The sequence below is a fragment of the Streptomyces sp. NPDC014801 genome, assembly GCF_043082085.1.
In the GTDB taxonomy this organism is placed as follows: domain Bacteria; phylum Actinomycetota; class Actinomycetes; order Streptomycetales; family Streptomycetaceae; genus Streptomyces.
Genome location: NZ_JBIBXG010000010.1, coordinates 413,854 through 432,030 on the forward strand (window position 1 = coordinate 413,854; position 18,177 = coordinate 432,030).

Consider the following 18,177-nt stretch of genomic DNA (forward strand, 5'->3'; position numbering starts at 1 on the left):
ATGGCCAGCGAGACCTGTGGGGAAGCCCGTGCGTGAATACCTGCTGACGCTCTGCATCACGGCCGCGGTGACGTACCTGCTGACAGGGCCGGTGCGGAAGTTCGCCATCGTGGCCGGCGCGATGCCGGAGATCAGGGCGCGCGACGTCCATCGCGAACCCACTCCGCGGCTCGGCGGGATCGCGATGTTCTTCGGGCTGTGCGCGGGCCTGCTGGTCGCCGACCATCTCACCAACCTCAACGAGGTCTTCGAGAAGTCCAACGAGCCGCGCGCGCTGCTGTCGGGCGCGGCGCTGATCTGGCTGATCGGCGTGCTGGACGACAAGTTCGAGATCGACGCCCTGATCAAGCTGGGCGGGCAGATGATCGCCGCCGGCGTGATGGTCGTGCAGGGTCTGACGATCCTGTGGCTGCCGGTGCCCGGCGTCGGCACGGTGGCGCTGACCCAGTGGCAGGGCACGCTCCTCACGGTCGCGCTCGTGGTGATCACCATCAACGCGGTGAACTTCGTGGACGGCCTCGACGGTCTCGCGGCCGGCATGGTGTGCATCGCGGCGGCGGCGTTCTTCATGTACGCCTACCGCGTCTGGTACTCGTACGGCATCGAGGCGGCCGCCCCGGCGACGCTGTTCGCGGCGGTGCTGATGGGGATGTGCCTGGGTTTCCTGCCGCACAACATGCACCCGGCGCGGATCTTCATGGGCGACTCGGGGTCGATGCTGATCGGGCTGGTGCTGGCCGCGGGGGCGATCTCGGTGACCGGGCAGGTCGACCCGGACGTGATGAACCTGTTCGCCGGTTCCGAGCGCAACACCGTGCACCAGATGGTGCCGGTGTACATCCCGCTGCTGCTGCCGCTGACCATCATCGCGATCCCCGCCGCCGACCTGATCCTGGCGATCGTGCGCCGCACCTGGCGCGGCCAGTCGCCGTTCGCGGCGGACCGCGGGCATCTGCACCACCGGCTGCTGGAGATCGGCCACTCGCACAGCCGGGCCGTGCTGATCATGTACTTCTGGTCGGCGCTGATCGCCTTCGGCGCGCTGGCCTACTCGGTCAACTCGGCTTCCATGTGGATCGTGTTGGGCATCGTCGTGCTGTGCGCGATCGGGCTGGTGCTGCTCCTGCTGCCGCGGTTCACGCCGCGCGCCCCCGTCTGGGCGGAGCGTTTCGTGCCGCCGCGCTACCGGCGCCGGCGCCGGGTCGTGACCGAGCCCGCGGCGCGGCTCGCGCACTCCGGCGACGGCGAGGGGACGGACCGCACCCCGGTCGCCGCCGGCACCCCGGGCGTCTCCGGAGTCAACGGCGCGACCGCGATCGGCCCCCGGGCACGTCTGCACGACCGGCGGAAGGCCGGTACCTCGCGCTGATCCCCGGCGCTGACGCCAAGGTAAGAATCTGACTAGAGCATTGCCAAGTAATGGGGGAGCAATGCGGCGCAATACCAGACAAATAGGCGCCGATATTGCACAGACGCGCACGGTCACTCTCATGTGTGACAGCAAGCACACCTACCAGGTAAAGACTGCATCAAATAGTTTGTGATACGGTTCACGAGAACCCCGGATAGAGCCGAAGGACCCAGTGCGAGGGTCCCTCGACGCGAGGTCACCACCCCTCGGCCCGGGACTACGCTCGTCCATGACGACACCCCTTGCCCCCTGTGAAAAGCGGAGTTGCCGCCATGCCGTCCAACGACGTCCGGATCCTGGCCCAGGCTGCCGTGCCCACGGCCGCCGTCGGCGCTGTAGCCGCCGTCGTGAGCGGTGTGGTCGCCGGCGGCAAGGGCGCGATCGGCGCGGTCGTCGCGACCCTGGTGGTGATCCTCTTCATGGGGATCGGTCTCTACGTTCTGCAGCGCACTGCCAAATCGCTTCCGCACCTCTTCCAGGCGATGGGCCTGATGCTCTACGCGGCACAGATCCTGCTGCTGTTCGTCTTCGTCGCGGCTTTCAAGCACACGACGTTGTTCCACCCCAAAGCCTTCGCGCTGACGCTCGTCGCGACCACACTCGCGTGGATCGCCGCGCAGACGCGTGCCCACATGAAGGCCAAGATCCTCTACGTCGAGCCCGACAAGCCCGAGAAGACGGGGCACTCGTCGTGAGGGGTAGGGCCGGGATAAAGACGCTTCAGAGATCCTGCTATCGTCCGGTGCCAACTGCGGCATCGCGGGCGCGGGCATCTGAGCTGACGCCTGCTCATTCGCGAGGCGAGATGCCCCCCAGCCGCCCCCACATCCGTAACACCAGTCCCGTGCCGAACCGCGGCCGCACGCCGCGCCGACACAACGAGGTTGCCGTACCTATGCGCCACGCTGAAGGAGCCCGCGGTGAGTGCTGACCCGACGCAGACGCTCGCTTTCGACTCGAGCTGCCACCTGTTCGACGGGTGTGGTTTCGACAAGGTCGCACCGGGCCTGCACTCGTTCATGTTCGAGCCGCTCTGGGGCAACGCCGACGGCAACGGCTTCTACTTCAACAAGCCCATGCTGCTGGCCCTGCTCGGCTCCATCATCGTGGTGGGCTTCTTCTGGGCCGCGTTTGCCAAGCCGAAGGTCGTCCCGGGCAAGCTCCAGATGATCGCCGAGGCCGGCTACGACTTCGTGCGCACCGGCATCGTCTACCAGACGCTCGGCAAGCGCGAGGGCGAGAAGTACGTCCCGCTCGCCGTCTCCCTGTTCTTCTTCGTCTGGATGATGAACCTCTGGTCGATCGTTCCGGTCGCCCAGTTCCCGGTCACCTCGATCATCGCGTACCCGATCGTGCTCGCCGCGATCGTCTACATCACGTGGGTCGTGCTGACCTTCAAGCGCCAGGGTTTCGTCGGCTTCTTCAAGAACGTCACCGGCTACGACAAGTCGCTGGGCGCCGTGCTGCCGCTGTCGATGACCATCGAGTTCTTCTCGAACCTGCTGGTCCGCCCGTTCACCCACGCCGTGCGACTGTTCGCCAACATGTTCGCCGGTCACACCCTGCTGGTGCTCTTCACCGTCGCCAGCTGGTACATGCTGAACGACATCGGCATCGCGTACTCCGCGGTCTCGTTCTCGATGACCATCGTGATGACCCTCTTCGAGCTCTTCATCCAGGCCGTGCAGGCGTACGTCTTCGTCCTGCTGACGTGCACCTACATCCAGGGCGCGCTCGCCGAGCACCACTGAGCACCCGCCCGCACCCCACCCACAGACACCCGGTGGCCAACCCCCACCGGTCACTGAAAGAGAAGGAAGAACCGGCATGTCCGCTCTCCAGACCCTCGCTGCGGTCGACGGCAACCTCGGCTCCATCGGTTACGGCCTCGCCGCGATCGGCCCGGGCGTCGGCGTCGGCATCATCTTCGGTAACGGCACCCAGGCGCTCGCCCGCCAGCCCGAGGCGGCCGGCCTCATCCGCGCCAACCAGATCCTGGGCTTCGCCTTCTGTGAGGCGCTCGCCCTCATCGGTCTGGTCATGCCGTTCGTTTACTAAGACGGACGACAGCGACAGCCCCATTCGACGAAAGGCACTGATGTGAACCTCATGGTTCTGGCGGCCGAGAAGGAGAACCCTCTCGTTCCGCCGTGGCCCGAGCTCGTCATCGGCCTGATCGCCTTCGTCATCGTCTTCGGCTTCCTTGCCAAGAAGCTCCTCCCGACCATCAACAAGGTTCTGGAAGAGCGTCGCGAGGCCATCGAGGGCGGTATCGAGAAGGCCGAGGCCGCGCAGACCGAGGCCCAGAGCGTCCTCGAGCAGTACAAGGCCCAGCTCGCCGAGGCCCGGCACGAGGCCGCGCGCCTGCGCCAGGAGGCGCAGGAGCAGGGTGCCGCGCTCATCGCCGAGATGCGCGCCGAGGGCCAGCGGCAGCGTGAGGAGATCATCGCCGCCGGCCACGCGCAGATCGAGGCCGACCGCAAGGCCGCCGCGTCCGCCCTGCGGCAGGACGTCGGCAAGCTCGCCACGGAGCTGGCCGGCAAGCTCGTCGGCGAGTCCCTGGAGGACCACGCCCGGCAGAGCCGCGTGATCGACCGCTTCCTCGACGAGCTTGAGGAGAAGGCCGAGGCGACTCGATGACCGCGCACGGAGCGAGCCGCGAGGCCCTGGTCGCCGCACGCGAGCGTCTCGACGCGCTGACGGACAACACGGCAGTGGACGCGGCGAAGCTCGCCGACGAGCTGGCCGCCGTCACCGCGCTGCTGGACCGCGAGGTGTCGCTGCGTCGGGTCCTCACCGACCCGGCGCAGGCCGGCGAGGCCAAGGCCGAGCTGGTGCAGCGCCTGCTCGGCACCCAGGTCAGCGGCGAGACCGCCGACCTGGTGGCCGGCCTGGTCCGCTCCCGCTGGTCGCAGTCCCGGGACCTGGTGGACACGCTGGAGGAGCTGGCGGACATCGCCGACCTCACGGCGGCCCAGCGGGCGGGCACGCTCGACGACGTGGAGGACGAGCTGTTCCGGTTCGGCCGGATCGTCTCCTCCAGCACCGAGCTGCGCGCCGCGCTGACCAACCGCAAGGCCGGCGCCCCGGCCAAGAGCGAGCTGCTGCGCAGCCTGCTCGGCGGCCGCGCCAAGCCGACCACCGAGCGTCTGGTCACGCGCCTCGTGACCGCGCCGCGGGGACGTAGCCTGGAATCGGGACTCGAGTCCCTGTCCAAGCTCGCCGCCGACCGGCGGGACCGCACGGTCGCCGTCGTCACCTCGGCGGTGCCGCTGAGCGACGGCCAGAAGCAGCGCCTCGGCGCCGCCCTGACCAAGCTCTACGGCCGTCGGATGCACCTCAACCTCGACGTGGACCCCGAGGTCCTCGGCGGGATCCGGGTGCAGGTCGGTGACGAGGTCATCAACGGCTCCCTCGCGGACCGGCTGGAAGACGCCGCCCGCCGCATGGCGAGCTGACGGCGCTCGGCAAACAAAGACAGCAGTAGTACATACGGCCCGGGTTGGGCCGTGCAGAGGATTCACCTCCTGTTGGGGGGAGTCCCCATCCCCCCAAAGTGAAACTTCGGGCCCAACAAGGAGAGCAGGGAACCCAGATGGCGGAGCTCACGATCCGGCCGGAGGAGATCCGGGACGCACTGGAGACCTTCGTCCAGTCGTACAAGCCGGACGCGGCCTCGCGCGAGGAGGTCGGCACGGTCACCCTTGCCGGCGACGGCATCGCGAAGGTCGAGGGCCTGCCCTCGGCCATGGCCAACGAACTGCTGAAGTTCGAGGACGGCACCCTCGGCCTCGCCCTCAACCTGGAGGAGCGCGAGATCGGTGCCATCGTCCTCGGTGAGTTCAGCGGCATCGAGGAGGGTCAGCCGGTCACCCGCACCGGTGAGGTCCTCTCCGTCGCGGTCGGCGAGGGCTACCTCGGCCGTGTCGTCGACCCGCTCGGCAACCCGATCGACGGCCTCGGCGAGATCGAGACCGACGGCCGCCGCGCCCTCGAGCTGCAGGCCCCCACGGTCATGCAGCGCAAGTCGGTGCACGAGCCGATGGAGACGGGCTACAAGGCCGTCGACGCGATGACCCCGATCGGCCGCGGTCAGCGTCAGCTGATCATCGGTGACCGGCAGACCGGCAAGACCGCGCTGGCCGTCGACACGATCATCAACCAGCGCGACAACTGGCGCTCGGGCGACCCGAAGAAGCAGGTCCGCTGCATCTACGTCGCCATCGGCCAGAAGGGCTCCACCATCGCGTCGGTCCGCCGCGCGCTGGAGGAGAACGGCGCGCTGGAGTACACGACCATCGTCGCCGCCCCGGCGTCCGACCCGGCCGGCTTCAAGTACCTGGCGCCCTACACCGGTTCCGCCATCGGCCAGCACTGGATGTACCAGGGCAAGCACGTCCTGATCATCTTCGACGACCTGTCGAAGCAGGCCGACGCCTACCGTGCCGTCTCCCTGCTGCTGCGCCGTCCGCCGGGCCGTGAGGCCTACCCGGGTGACGTCTTCTACCTGCACTCCCGTCTGCTGGAGCGCTGCGCGAAGCTCTCCGACGACATGGGTGCCGGCTCGATGACCGGTCTGCCGATCGTCGAGACCAAGGCCAACGACGTCTCGGCGTTCATCCCGACCAACGTCATCTCCATCACCGACGGCCAGTGCTTCCTGGAGTCCGACCTGTTCAACGCCGGTCAGCGCCCGGCCCTGAACGTCGGTATCTCGGTCTCCCGCGTCGGTGGCTCCGCGCAGCACAAGGCCATGAAGCAGGTCTCCGGCCGTCTGCGCGTGGACCTGGCCCAGTTCCGTGAGCTGGAGGCGTTCGCCGCCTTCGGTTCCGACCTGGACGCCGCCTCCAAGGCCCAGCTGGAGCGCGGTCAGCGCATGGTCGAGCTGCTGAAGCAGGACCAGTACCAGCCGATGTCCACCGAGGACCAGGTCGTCTCCGTGTGGGCCGGCACCACCGGCAAGATGGACGACGTCCCGGTCGCCGACATCCGCCGCTTCGAGAAGGAGCTGCTGGAGTACCTGCACCGCAAGGAGCAGGGCCTCATGACCTCCATCCGTGAGGGCGGCAAGATGTCCGACGACACCCTCGGGGCCGTCGCCGACGCGATCGCGGAGTTCAAGAAGCAGTTCGAGACCTCGGACGGCAAGCTGCTCGGCGAGGACGCCCCGTCCGCCGCCAAGTGACGTAAGGAAGGGACCTGACTCATGGGAGCCCAGCTCCGGGTCTACAAGCGTCGCATCCGATCCGTCACCGCGACCAAGAAGATCACGAAGGCGATGGAGATGATCGCCGCCTCGCGCGTCGTCAAGGCGCAGCGCAAGGTGGCGGCCTCCACTCCCTACGCGACCGAGCTGACGCGCGCGGTCACGGCCGTCGGTACGGGTTCGAACACGAAGCACCCGCTCACCACGGAGGCGGACAACCCGTCCCGCGCCGCTGTCCTGCTCCTCACGAGCGACCGCGGTCTGGCCGGCGCCTTCAACTCCAACGCCATCAAGGCCGCGGAGCAGCTCACCGAGCGCCTGGAGCGCGAGGGCAAGCAGGTCGACACGTACATCGTCGGCCGGCGCGGTGTCGCCCACTACAACTTCCGTGAGCGCACCATCGCTCAGTCGTGGACGGGCTTCACCGACGAGCCGTCGTACGCGGACGCCAAGAAGGTCGCGGCGCCCCTGATCGAGGCGATCGAGAAGGACACGGCCGAGGGCGGCGTGGACGAGCTCCACATCGTCTTCACCGAGTTCGTCTCGATGATGACGCAGACGGCGCTGGACGCCCGGCTGCTTCCGCTGCGTCTCGACGAGGTCGCGCAGGAGGCCGCGCCCAAGGGCGAGATCCTCCCGCTGTACGACTTCGAGCCCTCGGCGGAGGACGTCCTCGACGCCCTGCTGCCGCGCTACGTGGAGAGCCGCATCTACAACGCGCTGCTTCAGTCGGCCGCTTCGAAGCACGCCGCCACGCGGCGCGCGATGAAGTCGGCCACCGACAACGCGGGTGAGCTGATCAACACGCTCTCCCGTCTTGCCAACGCGGCCCGCCAGGCCGAAATCACCCAGGAAATCAGCGAGATCGTCGGTGGCGCGAGCGCCCTGGCCGACGCGACCGCGGGGAGTGACCGATAAATGACCACCACTGTTGAGACCGCGACGGCTACGGGCCGCGTCGCCCGGGTCATCGGCCCGGTCGTCGACGTGGAGTTCCCCGTCGACGCGATGCCGGACATCTACAACGCCCTCCACGTCGAGGTCGCCGACCCGGCCAACGCGGGCGAGAAGAAGACGCTGACCCTGGAGGTCGCCCAGCACCTGGGTGACGGCCTGGTCCGCACCATCTCCATGCAGCCGACCGACGGTCTGGTCCGCCAGGCCCCGGTCGTCGACACCGGCGACGGCATCACCGTCCCGGTCGGCGACTTCACCAAGGGCAAGGTGTTCAACACCCTCGGTGAGGTGCTGAACGTCGACGAGACCTACGAGGGCGAGCGCTGGTCCATCCACCGCAAGGCCCCGAACTTCGACGAGCTCGAGTCGAAGACCGAGATGTTCGAGACCGGCGTCAAGGTCATCGACCTGCTGACCCCGTACGTCAAGGGCGGCAAGATCGGTCTGTTCGGCGGCGCCGGCGTCGGCAAGACGGTGCTCATCCAGGAGATGATCTACCGTGTCGCCAACAACCACGACGGTGTCTCCGTGTTCGCCGGTGTCGGTGAGCGCACCCGTGAGGGCAACGACCTGATCGAGGAGATGTCCGACTCGGGCGTCATCGACAAGACCGCGCTGGTCTTCGGTCAGATGGACGAGCCCCCGGGCACCCGTCTGCGCGTCGCGCTGGCCGGCCTCACCATGGCCGAGTACTTCCGTGACGTCCAGAAGCAGGACGTGCTGTTCTTCATCGACAACATCTTCCGCTTCACGCAGGCCGGCTCCGAGGTCTCCACGCTGCTCGGCCGTATGCCGTCCGCGGTGGGTTACCAGCCGAACCTGGCCGACGAGATGGGTCTCCTCCAGGAGCGCATCACCTCGACCCGCGGTCACTCGATCACCTCGATGCAGGCGATCTACGTCCCCGCCGACGACCTGACCGACCCGGCCCCGGCGACCACCTTCGCCCACCTCGACGCGACGACGGTTCTGTCCCGTCCGATCTCCGAGAAGGGCATCTACCCGGCCGTGGACCCGCTGGACTCCACGTCCCGGATCCTGGACCCGCGCTACATCTCGCAGGACCACTACAACGCGGCCATGCGCGTGAAGAACATCCTGCAGAAGTACAAGGACCTCCAGGACATCATCGCGATCCTCGGTATCGACGAGCTGGGCGAGGAGGACAAGCTCGTCGTCCACCGTGCCCGTCGCGTGGAGCGCTTCCTGTCCCAGAACACCCACGTCGCCAAGCAGTTCACCGGCGTGGACGGTTCGGACGTGCCGCTGGACGAGTCGATCGCCGCGTTCAACGCGATCTGCGACGGCGAGTACGACCACTTCCCGGAGCAGGCGTTCTTCATGTGCGGTGGTCTCGAGGACCTCAAGAAGAACGCGAAGGAGCTGGGCGTCTCCTGACGCCGGGCATCCGCCTGTGGTGAGAGGGGGCGGGTACGTCCCGCCCCCTCCGTCACGCCTACTAGAATTGACCCCAACACCCGGCACTCCCGCCGGGTGGTGACCCGAGGAGCCACTCTTGGCTGCTGAGCTGCACGTCGAGCTGGTCGCCGCCGACCGCCAGGTCTGGTCCGGCGAGGCCACCCTGGTCGTCGCGCGCACCACGTCCGGCGACATCGGCGTCATGCCCGGTCACCAGCCGCTGCTCGGTGTGCTGGAGTCGGGCCCGGTGACCATCCGGACGAGCGAGGGAGGGACGGTCGTCGCCGCGGTGCACGGCGGTTTCATCTCGTTCGCCGACAACAAGCTGTCGCTGCTCGCGGAGATCGCCGAGCTGTCCGACGAGATCGACGTCCAGCGCGTCGAGCGTGAGCTCGAGCGCGCGAAGGCGGAGGGTGACGCCAGCGCCCAGCGCCGCGCGGACGTACGACTGCGTGCGGCGGCGGCGCGCTGAGAAGCGAGCACGCCTGACGATGACCTACTCAGCCGCGGTCGGCACCGGAGTGATCCGGAGCCGACCGCGGCTGAGGCAGATCTGGATGTTTTTTCCGTTCCGTTACCTAGGAGTCGAGGAGGTCGGTAGTCGATGGTCCTCGCTCTGACTGTGTGCGGAATCGTCGTCGCCCTCGTGGTGCTGGGGCTGTTCGTCTTCGGTCTGCGGCGCAGGCTGATCCAGCGCTCCGGGGGCACGTTCGACTGCAGCCTGCGCTGGGACGTGGCGGAGAACCCCGACACCGGCGGCAAAGGCTGGTCGTACGGGGTGGCCCGGTACAGCGGGGACCGCGTGGAGTGGTTCCGGGTCTTCTCCTACGCCCCGCGGCCGCGCCGGATCCTGGAGCGGGCCTCCATCGAGGTGGCCGGCCGCCGGCTGCCCGAGGGCGAGGAGGAACTGGCGCTGCTGTCCGACGCCGTGATCCTCGTCTGTGTCCATCAGGGCACCCGCCTCGAACTCGCGATGAGCGAAGACGCGCTGACCGGATTCCTCGCGTGGCTGGAAGCAGCCCCGCCCGGTCAGCGCGTCAACGTTGCTTAGCGCGGTTTCTAGAGATTGCTGCTGATCGCGTTCACCAGCTCGCCGTTCGCGGTGTCACCGCTGAACTCCCAGAAGAACGCGCCGCCGAGGCCCTGGTTCTTGGCCCAGCTCATCTTGGAGGCGATGGTGGCGGGGGTGTCGTAGGACCACCAGTTGCTGCCGCAGTGCGCGTAGGCGGTGCCGGCGACGGTGCCGGTGGCCGGGCAGGACGTCTTGAGGACCTTGTAGTCCTCGATGCCCTGCTCGTAGGTGCCGGCCGCCGGGCCCGTGGCGGTGCCGCCGGGGGCGTCCTGGGTGACGCCGGTCCAGCCGCGGCCGTAGAAGCCGATGCCGATGAGCAGCTTCTTGGCGGGCACGCCGACCGCCTTGAACTTGGCCATCGCGTCGGCGGTGGTGAAGCCCTCCTTCGGGATGCCGGAGTACGAGGTGAGCGGGGAGTGCGGGGCGGTCGGGCCCTTGGCGTCCCAGGCACCGAAGAAGTCGTACGTCATGACGTTGTACCAGTCGACGTACTGCGAGGCGCCGGCGTAGTCGGCGGCCTCGATCTTGCCGCCGGCCGAGCCGTCCGCGGTGACCGCGGCGGTGACCAGGTTGTTCGAACCGAACTTGGCGCGCAGCGCGGCCATCAGGTTCTTGAACGCCGCCGCGCCGGAGGTGTCGCAGGACAGGCCGCAGGCGTTGGGGTACTCCCAGTCGATGTCGATGCCGTCGAAAACGTCCGCCCAGCGCGGGTCCTCGACCAGCTTGTAACAGGAGTCCGCGAACGCGGCCGGGTTCTGCGCGGCCTGGCCGAAGCCGCCGGACCAGGTCCAGCCGCCGAAGGACCACAGCACCTTGATGTTCGGGTACTTCGCCTTCAGCTGGCGCAGCTGGTTGAAGTTGCCGCGCAGCGGCTGGTCCCAGGTGTCGGCGGTGCCGCTGACGGACTGGTCGGCCGTGAACGCCTTGTCGTAGTCGGCGTAGGAGTCGCCGATGGCGCACTGGCCGTTGGTGACGTTGCCGAAGGCGTAGTTGATGTGGGTGATCTTGGCGGCGGAGCCGGACGTCACGAGGTTCTTGACGTTGTAGTTGCGGCCGTAGATGCCCCACTCGGTGAAGTAGCCGAGCTTGACCTTGTCGCCGGTGGGCGGGGGAGTGGTGGTGCCGCCGGTGGTGTGGACCTTGACGGCGCCGCTGACCGGGCCGGTCTGGTCGGCGGTGTCGCGGGCCTGCACGGTGTAGGAATAGTCGGTGCCGGCGCTCAGCCCGGTGTCGGTGTACGAGGTGGTCGTCACCGTGGCGACCTTGGCGCCGTCGCGCAGGACGTCGTAGTTCTTGACGCCCTTGTCGTCGGTGGCCGCGCTCCAGCCGAGCTTCACCGAGGTGTCGGTGATCGAGGAGGCGGTGGGGGTGCCGGGCGCGGAGGGTGCCGCGTCACCGGGGACGGTGGTGCCGTCGCAACTGTCGCCGTTGAGCTTGCAGTTGGAGGGGGAGCCGGGGCCCGCGCCGTTGAAGCCGAAGGAGACGGAGGCGCCGGGTGCGAGGGTGCCGTTGTAGGACTTGTTCTTCGCGGTCCAGTGGGTGCCGGCGGAGGTGACGTCGGCGTCCCAGGCGGAGGTCACGGAGGTGCCGGAGGGGAAGTCCCACTCGACGGTCCAGGACGTCAGGGAGCTGGTTCCGGTGTTCTTGATGGTCCACTGACCGCCGAACCCGGTTCCCCAGTCGCTGGTCTTGGTGAAGGTCGCCGTCGCGTTGCCCGCGGCCTGGGCGGGGCCCGCGAGACCGACGAGACCGGCGAGGGGGAGCAACAGGGTCGCGAACCCTGCCGCGGCTCTGTGTCTGAAGCGCATGCTGCGCCTCCTCTGTGTGGGGAGGATGTCAGGGGCATGACTGAGCCTTCACGCCCACGGTGCCGCGAGAATAGAAAGGTCTGGACCACGGGTCAATAGGTCTGGACCAGTTGATCTGACGGGGTGTCTCGTTCCGCGCGGCCGGAGGCGGTCAGGCCGGGAGCACCCAGTCGGGCATCCAGGTCCCGGCGGCGTCGTGGACGGTCGCCGTGGCGGCGAGGTGGGCGCGCAGGGTGGCCAGCGCCGGGTGGGGGTTGTCGCGGTGCCACAGCAGCGAGTGCGGGTAGACCGGCGTGGGGTCGGTCACCGGGATGCGGCGCAGACCGTGCCCGGCGGGCCAGACGAGACGCGTCTGCTCGCTCATGAAGGTGGCCAGGGCCGGGGTGTCGGCGATCGTGTCCAGCAGCGCGTCGGAGCCGAAGTTGGGGCCGGTGGCCTCGATGGTCAGACCGAACTCGGCCACCAGGTCGTCGTAGTAGGCGCCCCACTCGGTGCCGGGGACGATGCCGGGCATCCAGATCCGGTGGCCCACCAGCTCGGCCACGGTGACCGAGCGGGCGTGCGCCAGCGCATGCGCGGGGCCGGTGAGCAGCTGCAGCGGCTCGTCGAGCACCCGCACGGACGCGATGTCCTCGGGGAGGGGCCGGCCGGGCATCGCGACGGCGCGGAAGGTGGCGTCGACCGTGCCGGAGCGGAGGGCCGCGATCGCCGCCTCGATGTCGAAGAGCATCACCACGTCGAGGTCGATCTCGGGATGTGCCCGGTGGAAGCCGCGCATCAGGCCCGACGCCGCGACCCGCGAGGCGATCACGTCGACGCGCAGCGGGCGGCGGCCGGTGCGCACGGAGGCGGCGGCGCGCTCGGCGACGCGCAGCAGTTCGCGCGCGTGGGGCAGGAACGCCTGCCCGTCGATGGTCAGCTCGGCACCGCGCGGCGTGCGGGTGAACAGCCGCACCCCGAGGTCGCGCTCCAGCGCGGCGACCCGCTTGGAGACCGCCTGCTGGGTGACCGACAGGTCGACGGCGGCCTTCTGGAACTGGCCGGCGTCCGCGATGGCGGCGAAGGTGCGCACTGCTTCGAGGTCCACGCCGACCCACCCTAGTGAACAACCGCAGGTTGTGCCGCGTGGGCGGAACGGTTGTTTGACCTCGGCGGGTGCCGGCCTGTTGGCTCTTCCGGGTCCACTGGAGTTTGTTCTGCCGGGATGGCGAGGGGAGCGCGCCGAGCATGGTCCGACGAGCGCTGGGCCGGCCGTTCGCCTGGCTCTGGACGGCGTACGCGGTGAGCGCGTACGGGTCCGGGCTGGGCTTCGGGGCGCTGCCGCTGATCGCCGTGCTGGTGGTGCGGGCGAGCCCCGCCGAGGTGTCCGCGCTGTCGGCGGTGGGGCCCGCGGTGGGCGCGCTGATCGCGGTGCCCCTCGGACCCTGGGTGGAGTTCCGGCGCAAGCGGCCGGTCATGATCGGGATGGATCTGGCCCGGTGCGCGGCCATGGCGTCGATCCCGGTCGCCTACGCCCTCGGTCTGCTCGGATTCGGCCAGCTGCTGGTGGTCTCGGCGGTGGTCGCCGCGGCGAAGATCGCGTTCAACGCGGCCGGCGGCGCCTTCCTCAAGACGCTGGTCGGCCCGGACGACCTGCTGGTGGCCAACGCCCGTTTCGAGTCCACCAACTGGAGCTCCATCGCCGTCGGGCCACCGCTGGGCGGCGCGGCGATCGGCCTGTTCGGGCCGGTGGTCACGGTGGTGGCCGACGCGGTCAGCTATCTGCTCTCCGCGCTGTGCATCACCGCGATCGGCGGCCGGCAAGAGGCGCCGCGCCCCACCGGCGACGGCCCGGCCCGGGCGGGGTCCCTGCTCGACGGCTGGCGGCACCTTCTCGGCCACCCGGTCCTGCGGGCGCTCTACCTCAACCAGCTGCTCGTCGGCGGTCTGATCATGGCCACGGAGCCGCTGCTGGCCGTGCTGCTCCTGGGCCGGCTGCACTTCCCGCCCTGGCAGTACGGCCTCGCGTTCGCCGCGCCCTGCCTCGGTGGCCTCGTCGGCTCCCGGCTGGCCCGGCGGGTGGTGGCCCGGTACGGCAGGGACCGGGTCTTCCGGACCGTCGGCACTCTGCGCGCCATCTGGCTGATCGGGCTGGTCTTCGTCCGGCCCGGCGTGGCCGGCCTGGTCCTCGTGATGGCCGTCGAGCTGGCGATCATCGTGAACATGAGCCTGTTCACCCCGGTGCTCGCCACCTACCGGCTGGACCACACCCCGAGGCACCTCGTCGCCCGCACCCTGACGGCCTGGTCGGTGGGCCAGCAGGCGTCCATCGCCGTCCTCACGGCGCTCGCCGGGCTGCTCGCCGACGTCACCGGCCCGCGTACCGCGCTGACGGTCGCGGGCCTGCTCATCCTGGCCACGCCACTGCTGCTGCCCCGGGGCGACGAGGCGGCGCGGCGGGAGCCGGAACCGGCGGCGTGACGACGGCGCTCGCCCCGCAGGGACGCCCGGCCCGCGTCGGCCGGCGCTCGCCCCGCACGTGTCGCCCGGCGCTCGCCCCGCACGTGTCGCCCGGCGCGCCTCGGCTAGCGTTCGCCGCCCGGCACCCACAGCACGTCGCCGGTCTCCTTGTTCGCGGTGCGGGCGAGGATGAACAGGAGGTCGGAGAGACGGTTGAGGTAGGTCGCGGTGAGCGGGTTCATGATCTCGCCGTGCACCTCCAGCGCCGCCCACGTGGACCGCTCGGCCCGCCGTACGACGGTGCAGGCCTGGTGGAGCAGGGCCGCGCCCGGGGTGCCGCCGGGCAGGATGAAGGAGCGCAGCTTCTCCAGCCGCTCGTTGAAGCGGTCGCAGTCCGCCTCCAGCCGGTCGATGTAGAACTGCTCGACCCGCAGCGGCGGGAACTGCGGGTTCTCCACGACCGGCGTCGAGAGGTCCGCACCCACGTCGAAGAGGTCGTTCTGGACGCGGGTGAGGACCTCGACGATCTCCGCGTCGAGGTTGCCGAGCGCGATCGCGGTGCCGATGACCGCGTTGGCCTCGTTGGCGTCAGCGTACGCGGAGATGCGCAGATCGGTCTTGGGCACCCGGCTCATGTCGCCGAGGGCGGTGGTGCCCTGGTCGCCGGTCCTCGTGTAGATGCGCGTCAGATTGACCATGCGGCCAGCGTAGTTACGCCCCGGCCTTCCGGAACACTCGTGTGCCCACTGTCACGCCGAGCGCCGTGAACACGACGGCGACGACGACGCCGTACAGCATGTGCGCGGTGGCGTACTCCCCGACGTAGGCGTCGCGCATGGCGTCCACCATGTAGCGGAACGGCACGAAGTGGGACAGGACGTCCAGCCAGGCCGGGGCGAGCGTCATGGGCAGCATCAGCCCGGACAGCAGCATCGACGGCATGGACACGGCGTTGATCAGCGGCCCGAACTCCTGCGGGGTGCGCACCTTCATCGCCACGGCGTACGACAGCGACGCGAGCGACGCGGTAAGCAGGGCGACGAAGCCGAAGCCGATGAGCACGCCCGCCAGCGGGGCCCTGAGCCCCATGACGACGGCCGCGAGCACCAGCAGCACCGCCTGGAAGACGAACACGGTGGCCTCCCGCAGGACCCGCCCCAGCAGCAGCGCGAGACGGCTGACGGGGGTGACCCGCATCCGCTCGACGATGCCCTGCCCGTTCTCCAGGATGATCATGAACCCGGCGAACAGGGCGCCGAACAGCCCGAGTTGCAGCAGCAGCCCCGGCACCAGCACCTGCCAGGAGCTGCCCTTCCCGCCCAGCGGGAGATCCGTGAGCAGCGGCCCGAAGAACAGCAGGTACAGCAGCGGCATCAGCACGCCGAAGAGCATCGCGAAGCGGGAGCGGAGAGTCTGGCGGAGATAGCGGCCGTAGATGAGGCCGGTGTCGTGGAGCAGCATCTGTCCGGGTGTCCTATACGGCGACGGGAGCGGCGTCGGCCGGGGCGGCGGGCCCGCGGCCGGTGATGGCGAGAAACGTGTCCTGGAGCGTGGCGTCGAGCGAGCCGCCGTACGCCAGCTTGAGCGCGCTCGGTGTGCCCTCGGCGGCGACCGCGCCCTTGTCGACGATCACCAGCCGGTCGGAGAGGGCGTCGGCCTCGTCCAGGTAGTGCGTGGTGAGGAAGACGGTCGTGCCGTGCTCGTCGCGCAGCCGTCGCACCAGGTCCCACAGGTCGGCGCGGCTGCCGGGGTCGAGCCCGGTGGTCGGCTCGTCGAGGAACAGCACGCGCGGCCGGTGGGTGAGCGCCATGGCGATGTCCAGCCGCCGCCGCTGACCGCCGGACAGGGCGCCGCACCTGCGGTCGAGCAGATCGGTGAGGCCCAGGTCGCGGGCGAGTTCGCCGGCCCGCGCAACGGCCTCGCTCTTGCCCAGCCGGTACATCCGCCCCTGGGTGACCAGCTCCTCGCGGACGCTGATCTGCGGGTCGACGCCGCCGGACTGGGCGACGTACCCGCAGGCCCTCCGCACCCCGGCCGGGTCGGCCATCAGGTCGTGCCCGGCGACCGTGGCGGTGCCGCCGGTCGGCCTGAGCAGGGTGGTCAGCATGCGCAGGGTGGTCGTCTTGCCGGCGCCGTTGGGGCCGAGGAAGCCGAGGATCTCGCCCTCGCGGACGGTGAGGTCGATGCCGCGCACGGCCTCGACGGGGCCGTGCCTGGTGGTGAAGGTGCGCGCCAGTCCGGCCGCGCTGATGACGTCGGTCATGCGACCAGAAAAACAGAGTCCCTGAAATTTTGCAATGACTCCAAGTTTTCAACGACCGCAACAAAGCTAGGATGGGGGCATGGCAGAGGGGCTCAGGGAGCGGAAGAAGCGGCAGACCCGGCAGTACATCTCGGATGTCGCCACGGGGTTGTTCCTGGAGCGCGGCTTCGACGCGGTGACGGTCGCGGAGATCGCCGACGCGGCGGACGTCTCCGTCAACACCGTCTACAACTACTTCCCCGCCAAGGAGGACCTCTTCCTGGACCGCTCGGCCGGCGTCGTCGACCGGCTGGCCCGCTGGGTCCGGGGCCGGGACGTGGGGGAGTCCGCCGCGCGCGCCGTCCTGCGCGAACTGCGCGAGGAGGTCGAGGCCGTCTCCCCGCGCGTCGGCCTGATGGAGGGCTACAGCCGCTTCATGCGCGTCATCCACGAGGCGCCCACGCTGCGCTCCCGGCTGTGGATGCTCCAGCAGGACAGTCACGACAACCTGAGGGCGGCCCTGGCCGATGAAACCGGCGCCGCCGCCGGCGACCCCCTGCCGGATCTGATGGCCGGTCAGATCTGCTGGATCTACGAGACGGTGTTCGCCTCCATCGGCCGCGAGATGCTCAAGGAGCGCAAGCCGGCGGAGGTGTCCCGCGAAACGCTGCAGCTCCTCGACGAGGTCGAGGAGCTGCTGAGCGAACGGGTGCTGGGGTACGCGGTGCGCGAGGGCTAGCGCAGCCCGTCGACGAACGCCTGCCAGGCGGCTGCGCCGATGAGCAGGACGGGGCCGGAGGGGTTCTTGCTGTCACGGACGGGGACGACGGGGAGGTTGTCGGCGACCTCAAGGCACTCGCCGCCATTGCTTCCGCTGTAGCTGGACGCACGCCACGCCGCGCCACCGGCGAGGGTGCACTCGACGCAATCACCGCCGTTGGTGCCGCTGTAGGACGACTTACGCCACTGCGCTCCGGTCAGACCAGGGCTGGTCCCCATAGCGTTCCTCCATCACTCGCGTGATCAGTGCCATCGAGTCCTCTGGGGAGAGGGCTGTGGCTTGCAGGCGAGCGTAACCGAAGGAACGCTCCCTGATCACTTGCGGGTTGGCGGTCATATGGCCTTGGTCGTAGCTTTCCAGGTAGAACAGATCTGGGCCGTCGTCGAACCGCAGAAGATTGAACGACCCCATCATCCCGGTGTGTTGGCCAACGGAGAAGGGCAGTACCTGGACCTTCACCCAGGGGCTGTCGCTGAACTCCAACAGACGTGCCAGTTGGCCGCGCATGACGTCCCGGCCCCCGACTTCCTGCAGCAGCACCGCCTCGCTCAGTACGACCCACACCGCCGGTGGCTGCTCCCTGTGCAAGATGCGCTGACGATCCAGTCGGGCCGCGACCATCTCGTCCACCTTGCCCGGTTGGTCGACGCCGAGGAGCGCCCGTGCGTACTCCTCTGTCTGGAGCAGTCCGTACACCACCTGCGCCTGGAAGGCGGAGATGTACGTCGCCCTGGCCTCCATCTCGGTGTACGGCTGGAACCACGTGGGCAGTTGGCTCCGCAGGACCAGCCCGACCAACCGCGAGAACAGCCCGTCCGTGCCCAGCGCGGCGTCCGCCCGCT

General features: G+C 69.3%; 20 protein-coding genes. 13 read left to right on the plus strand and 7 right to left on the minus strand.

Going from position 1 to position 18,177, the window contains the following annotated elements; all coding sequences use genetic code 11:
* Positions 1-28 precede the first annotated feature (28 nt).
* The 11 genes from ACF1AL_RS25750 to ACF1AL_RS25800 all read left to right on the plus strand — a co-directional run bounded on the left by ACF1AL_RS25750 (position 29) and on the right by ACF1AL_RS25800 (position 10,044).
* Entirely contained in the window at positions 29-1,369 is a 1,341-nt protein-coding gene (locus ACF1AL_RS25750) for an MraY family glycosyltransferase (RefSeq protein ID WP_366841153.1), read from the plus strand.
* Positions 1,370-1,683: 314 nt separating this feature from the next.
* Entirely contained in the window at positions 1,684-2,106 is a 423-nt protein-coding gene (locus tag ACF1AL_RS25755) for a hypothetical protein (RefSeq protein WP_366841154.1), read from the plus strand.
* A 225-nt stretch (positions 2,107-2,331) separates the two neighbouring features.
* Positions 2,332-3,162 carry a F0F1 ATP synthase subunit A gene (gene atpB / locus ACF1AL_RS25760; RefSeq protein ID WP_391827556.1) on the plus strand — a complete coding sequence of 277 codons (831 nt, stop codon included), beginning with the start codon at positions 2,332-2,334 and terminating at the stop codon, positions 3,160-3,162.
* Between the two features lie 76 nt (positions 3,163-3,238).
* Entirely contained in the window at positions 3,239-3,469 is a 231-nt protein-coding gene (atpE, locus tag ACF1AL_RS25765) for an ATP synthase F0 subunit C (RefSeq protein ID WP_103780068.1), read from the plus strand.
* A 51-nt stretch (positions 3,470-3,520) separates the two neighbouring features.
* The gene (locus ACF1AL_RS25770) at positions 3,521-4,051 is read left to right on the plus strand and encodes a F0F1 ATP synthase subunit B (protein WP_366841216.1); all 531 of its coding nucleotides are present in this window, start codon (positions 3,521-3,523) and stop codon (positions 4,049-4,051) included.
* Positions 4,048-4,869 carry a F0F1 ATP synthase subunit delta gene (locus tag ACF1AL_RS25775; RefSeq protein WP_391779406.1) on the plus strand — a complete coding sequence of 274 codons (822 nt, stop codon included), beginning with the start codon at positions 4,048-4,050 and terminating at the stop codon, positions 4,867-4,869. The genes ACF1AL_RS25770 and ACF1AL_RS25775 overlap by 4 nt, the downstream gene beginning before the upstream one ends.
* Before the next feature lie 137 nt (positions 4,870-5,006).
* Complete coding sequence (atpA, locus tag ACF1AL_RS25780) at positions 5,007-6,596, plus strand: F0F1 ATP synthase subunit alpha (RefSeq protein ID WP_366841158.1); 1,590 nt, start codon at positions 5,007-5,009, stop codon at positions 6,594-6,596.
* A 21-nt stretch (positions 6,597-6,617) separates the two neighbouring features.
* On the plus strand, positions 6,618-7,535 hold the full coding sequence (locus ACF1AL_RS25785) for a F0F1 ATP synthase subunit gamma (protein WP_366841159.1): 918 nt from the start codon (positions 6,618-6,620) through the stop codon (positions 7,533-7,535).
* Entirely contained in the window at positions 7,536-8,972 is a 1,437-nt protein-coding gene (atpD, locus tag ACF1AL_RS25790; protein ID WP_366841160.1) for a F0F1 ATP synthase subunit beta, read from the plus strand.
* Positions 8,973-9,090: 118 nt separating this feature from the next.
* A complete protein-coding gene (locus ACF1AL_RS25795; RefSeq protein ID WP_366841161.1) occupies positions 9,091-9,465 on the plus strand; it encodes a F0F1 ATP synthase subunit epsilon in 375 nt (124 codons plus the stop codon).
* Positions 9,466-9,597: 132 nt separating this feature from the next.
* Positions 9,598-10,044, plus strand: a complete 447-nt coding sequence (locus ACF1AL_RS25800; RefSeq protein WP_391657158.1) for a DUF2550 domain-containing protein — start codon at positions 9,598-9,600, stop codon at positions 10,042-10,044.
* Between the two features lie 8 nt (positions 10,045-10,052).
* Here ACF1AL_RS25800 and ACF1AL_RS25805 read toward each other — a convergent pair whose 3' ends face one another.
* Entirely contained in the window at positions 10,053-11,873 is a 1,821-nt protein-coding gene (locus tag ACF1AL_RS25805) for a glycoside hydrolase family 18 chitinase (protein WP_366841164.1), read from the minus strand.
* 151 nt (positions 11,874-12,024) lie between these two features.
* A complete protein-coding gene (locus tag ACF1AL_RS25810) occupies positions 12,025-12,960 on the minus strand; it encodes a LysR family transcriptional regulator (RefSeq protein ID WP_366841165.1) in 936 nt (311 codons plus the stop codon).
* Between the two features lie 140 nt (positions 12,961-13,100).
* Between ACF1AL_RS25810 and ACF1AL_RS25815 the strand changes: the two genes are divergently transcribed.
* Positions 13,101-14,333 (plus strand): MFS transporter, encoded by a 1,233-nt coding sequence (locus ACF1AL_RS25815; protein ID WP_391697995.1) that lies wholly within the window; start codon positions 13,101-13,103, stop codon positions 14,331-14,333.
* A gap of 104 nt (positions 14,334-14,437) precedes the next feature.
* Here ACF1AL_RS25815 and ACF1AL_RS25820 read toward each other — a convergent pair whose 3' ends face one another.
* Genes ACF1AL_RS25820 through ACF1AL_RS25830 form a run of 3 tightly spaced genes read right to left on the minus strand, consistent with a single transcriptional unit; the run spans position 14,438 to position 16,575 of the window.
* On the minus strand, positions 14,438-15,010 hold the full coding sequence (locus tag ACF1AL_RS25820; protein ID WP_391657156.1) for a cob(I)yrinic acid a,c-diamide adenosyltransferase: 573 nt from the start codon (positions 15,008-15,010) through the stop codon (positions 14,438-14,440).
* A 13-nt stretch (positions 15,011-15,023) separates the two neighbouring features.
* Positions 15,024-15,773: an ABC transporter permease gene (locus tag ACF1AL_RS25825; protein WP_366841168.1), complete on the minus strand. Its 750-nt coding sequence runs from the start codon at positions 15,771-15,773 to the stop codon at positions 15,024-15,026.
* A gap of 13 nt (positions 15,774-15,786) precedes the next feature.
* Positions 15,787-16,575, minus strand: coding sequence for an ABC transporter ATP-binding protein (locus ACF1AL_RS25830; protein ID WP_391827558.1), 789 nt, complete (start codon positions 16,573-16,575; stop codon positions 15,787-15,789).
* 79 nt (positions 16,576-16,654) lie between these two features.
* Here ACF1AL_RS25830 and ACF1AL_RS25835 point away from each other — a divergent pair, with 79 nt between their 5' ends.
* On the plus strand, positions 16,655-17,293 hold the full coding sequence (locus tag ACF1AL_RS25835; protein WP_366841170.1) for a helix-turn-helix domain-containing protein: 639 nt from the start codon (positions 16,655-16,657) through the stop codon (positions 17,291-17,293).
* Here the strand turns inward: ACF1AL_RS25835 and ACF1AL_RS25840 are convergent.
* The gene (locus ACF1AL_RS25840; RefSeq protein WP_391827560.1) at positions 17,290-17,553 is read right to left on the minus strand and encodes a DUF397 domain-containing protein; all 264 of its coding nucleotides are present in this window, start codon (positions 17,551-17,553) and stop codon (positions 17,290-17,292) included. The two genes, ACF1AL_RS25835 and ACF1AL_RS25840, sit on opposite strands and share 4 nt — an antisense overlap.
* On the minus strand, positions 17,513-18,177 hold a 665-nt coding region (locus ACF1AL_RS25845), incomplete at its 5' end, for a DUF5753 domain-containing protein (protein ID WP_391827562.1). The genes ACF1AL_RS25840 and ACF1AL_RS25845, both read right to left, overlap by 41 nt.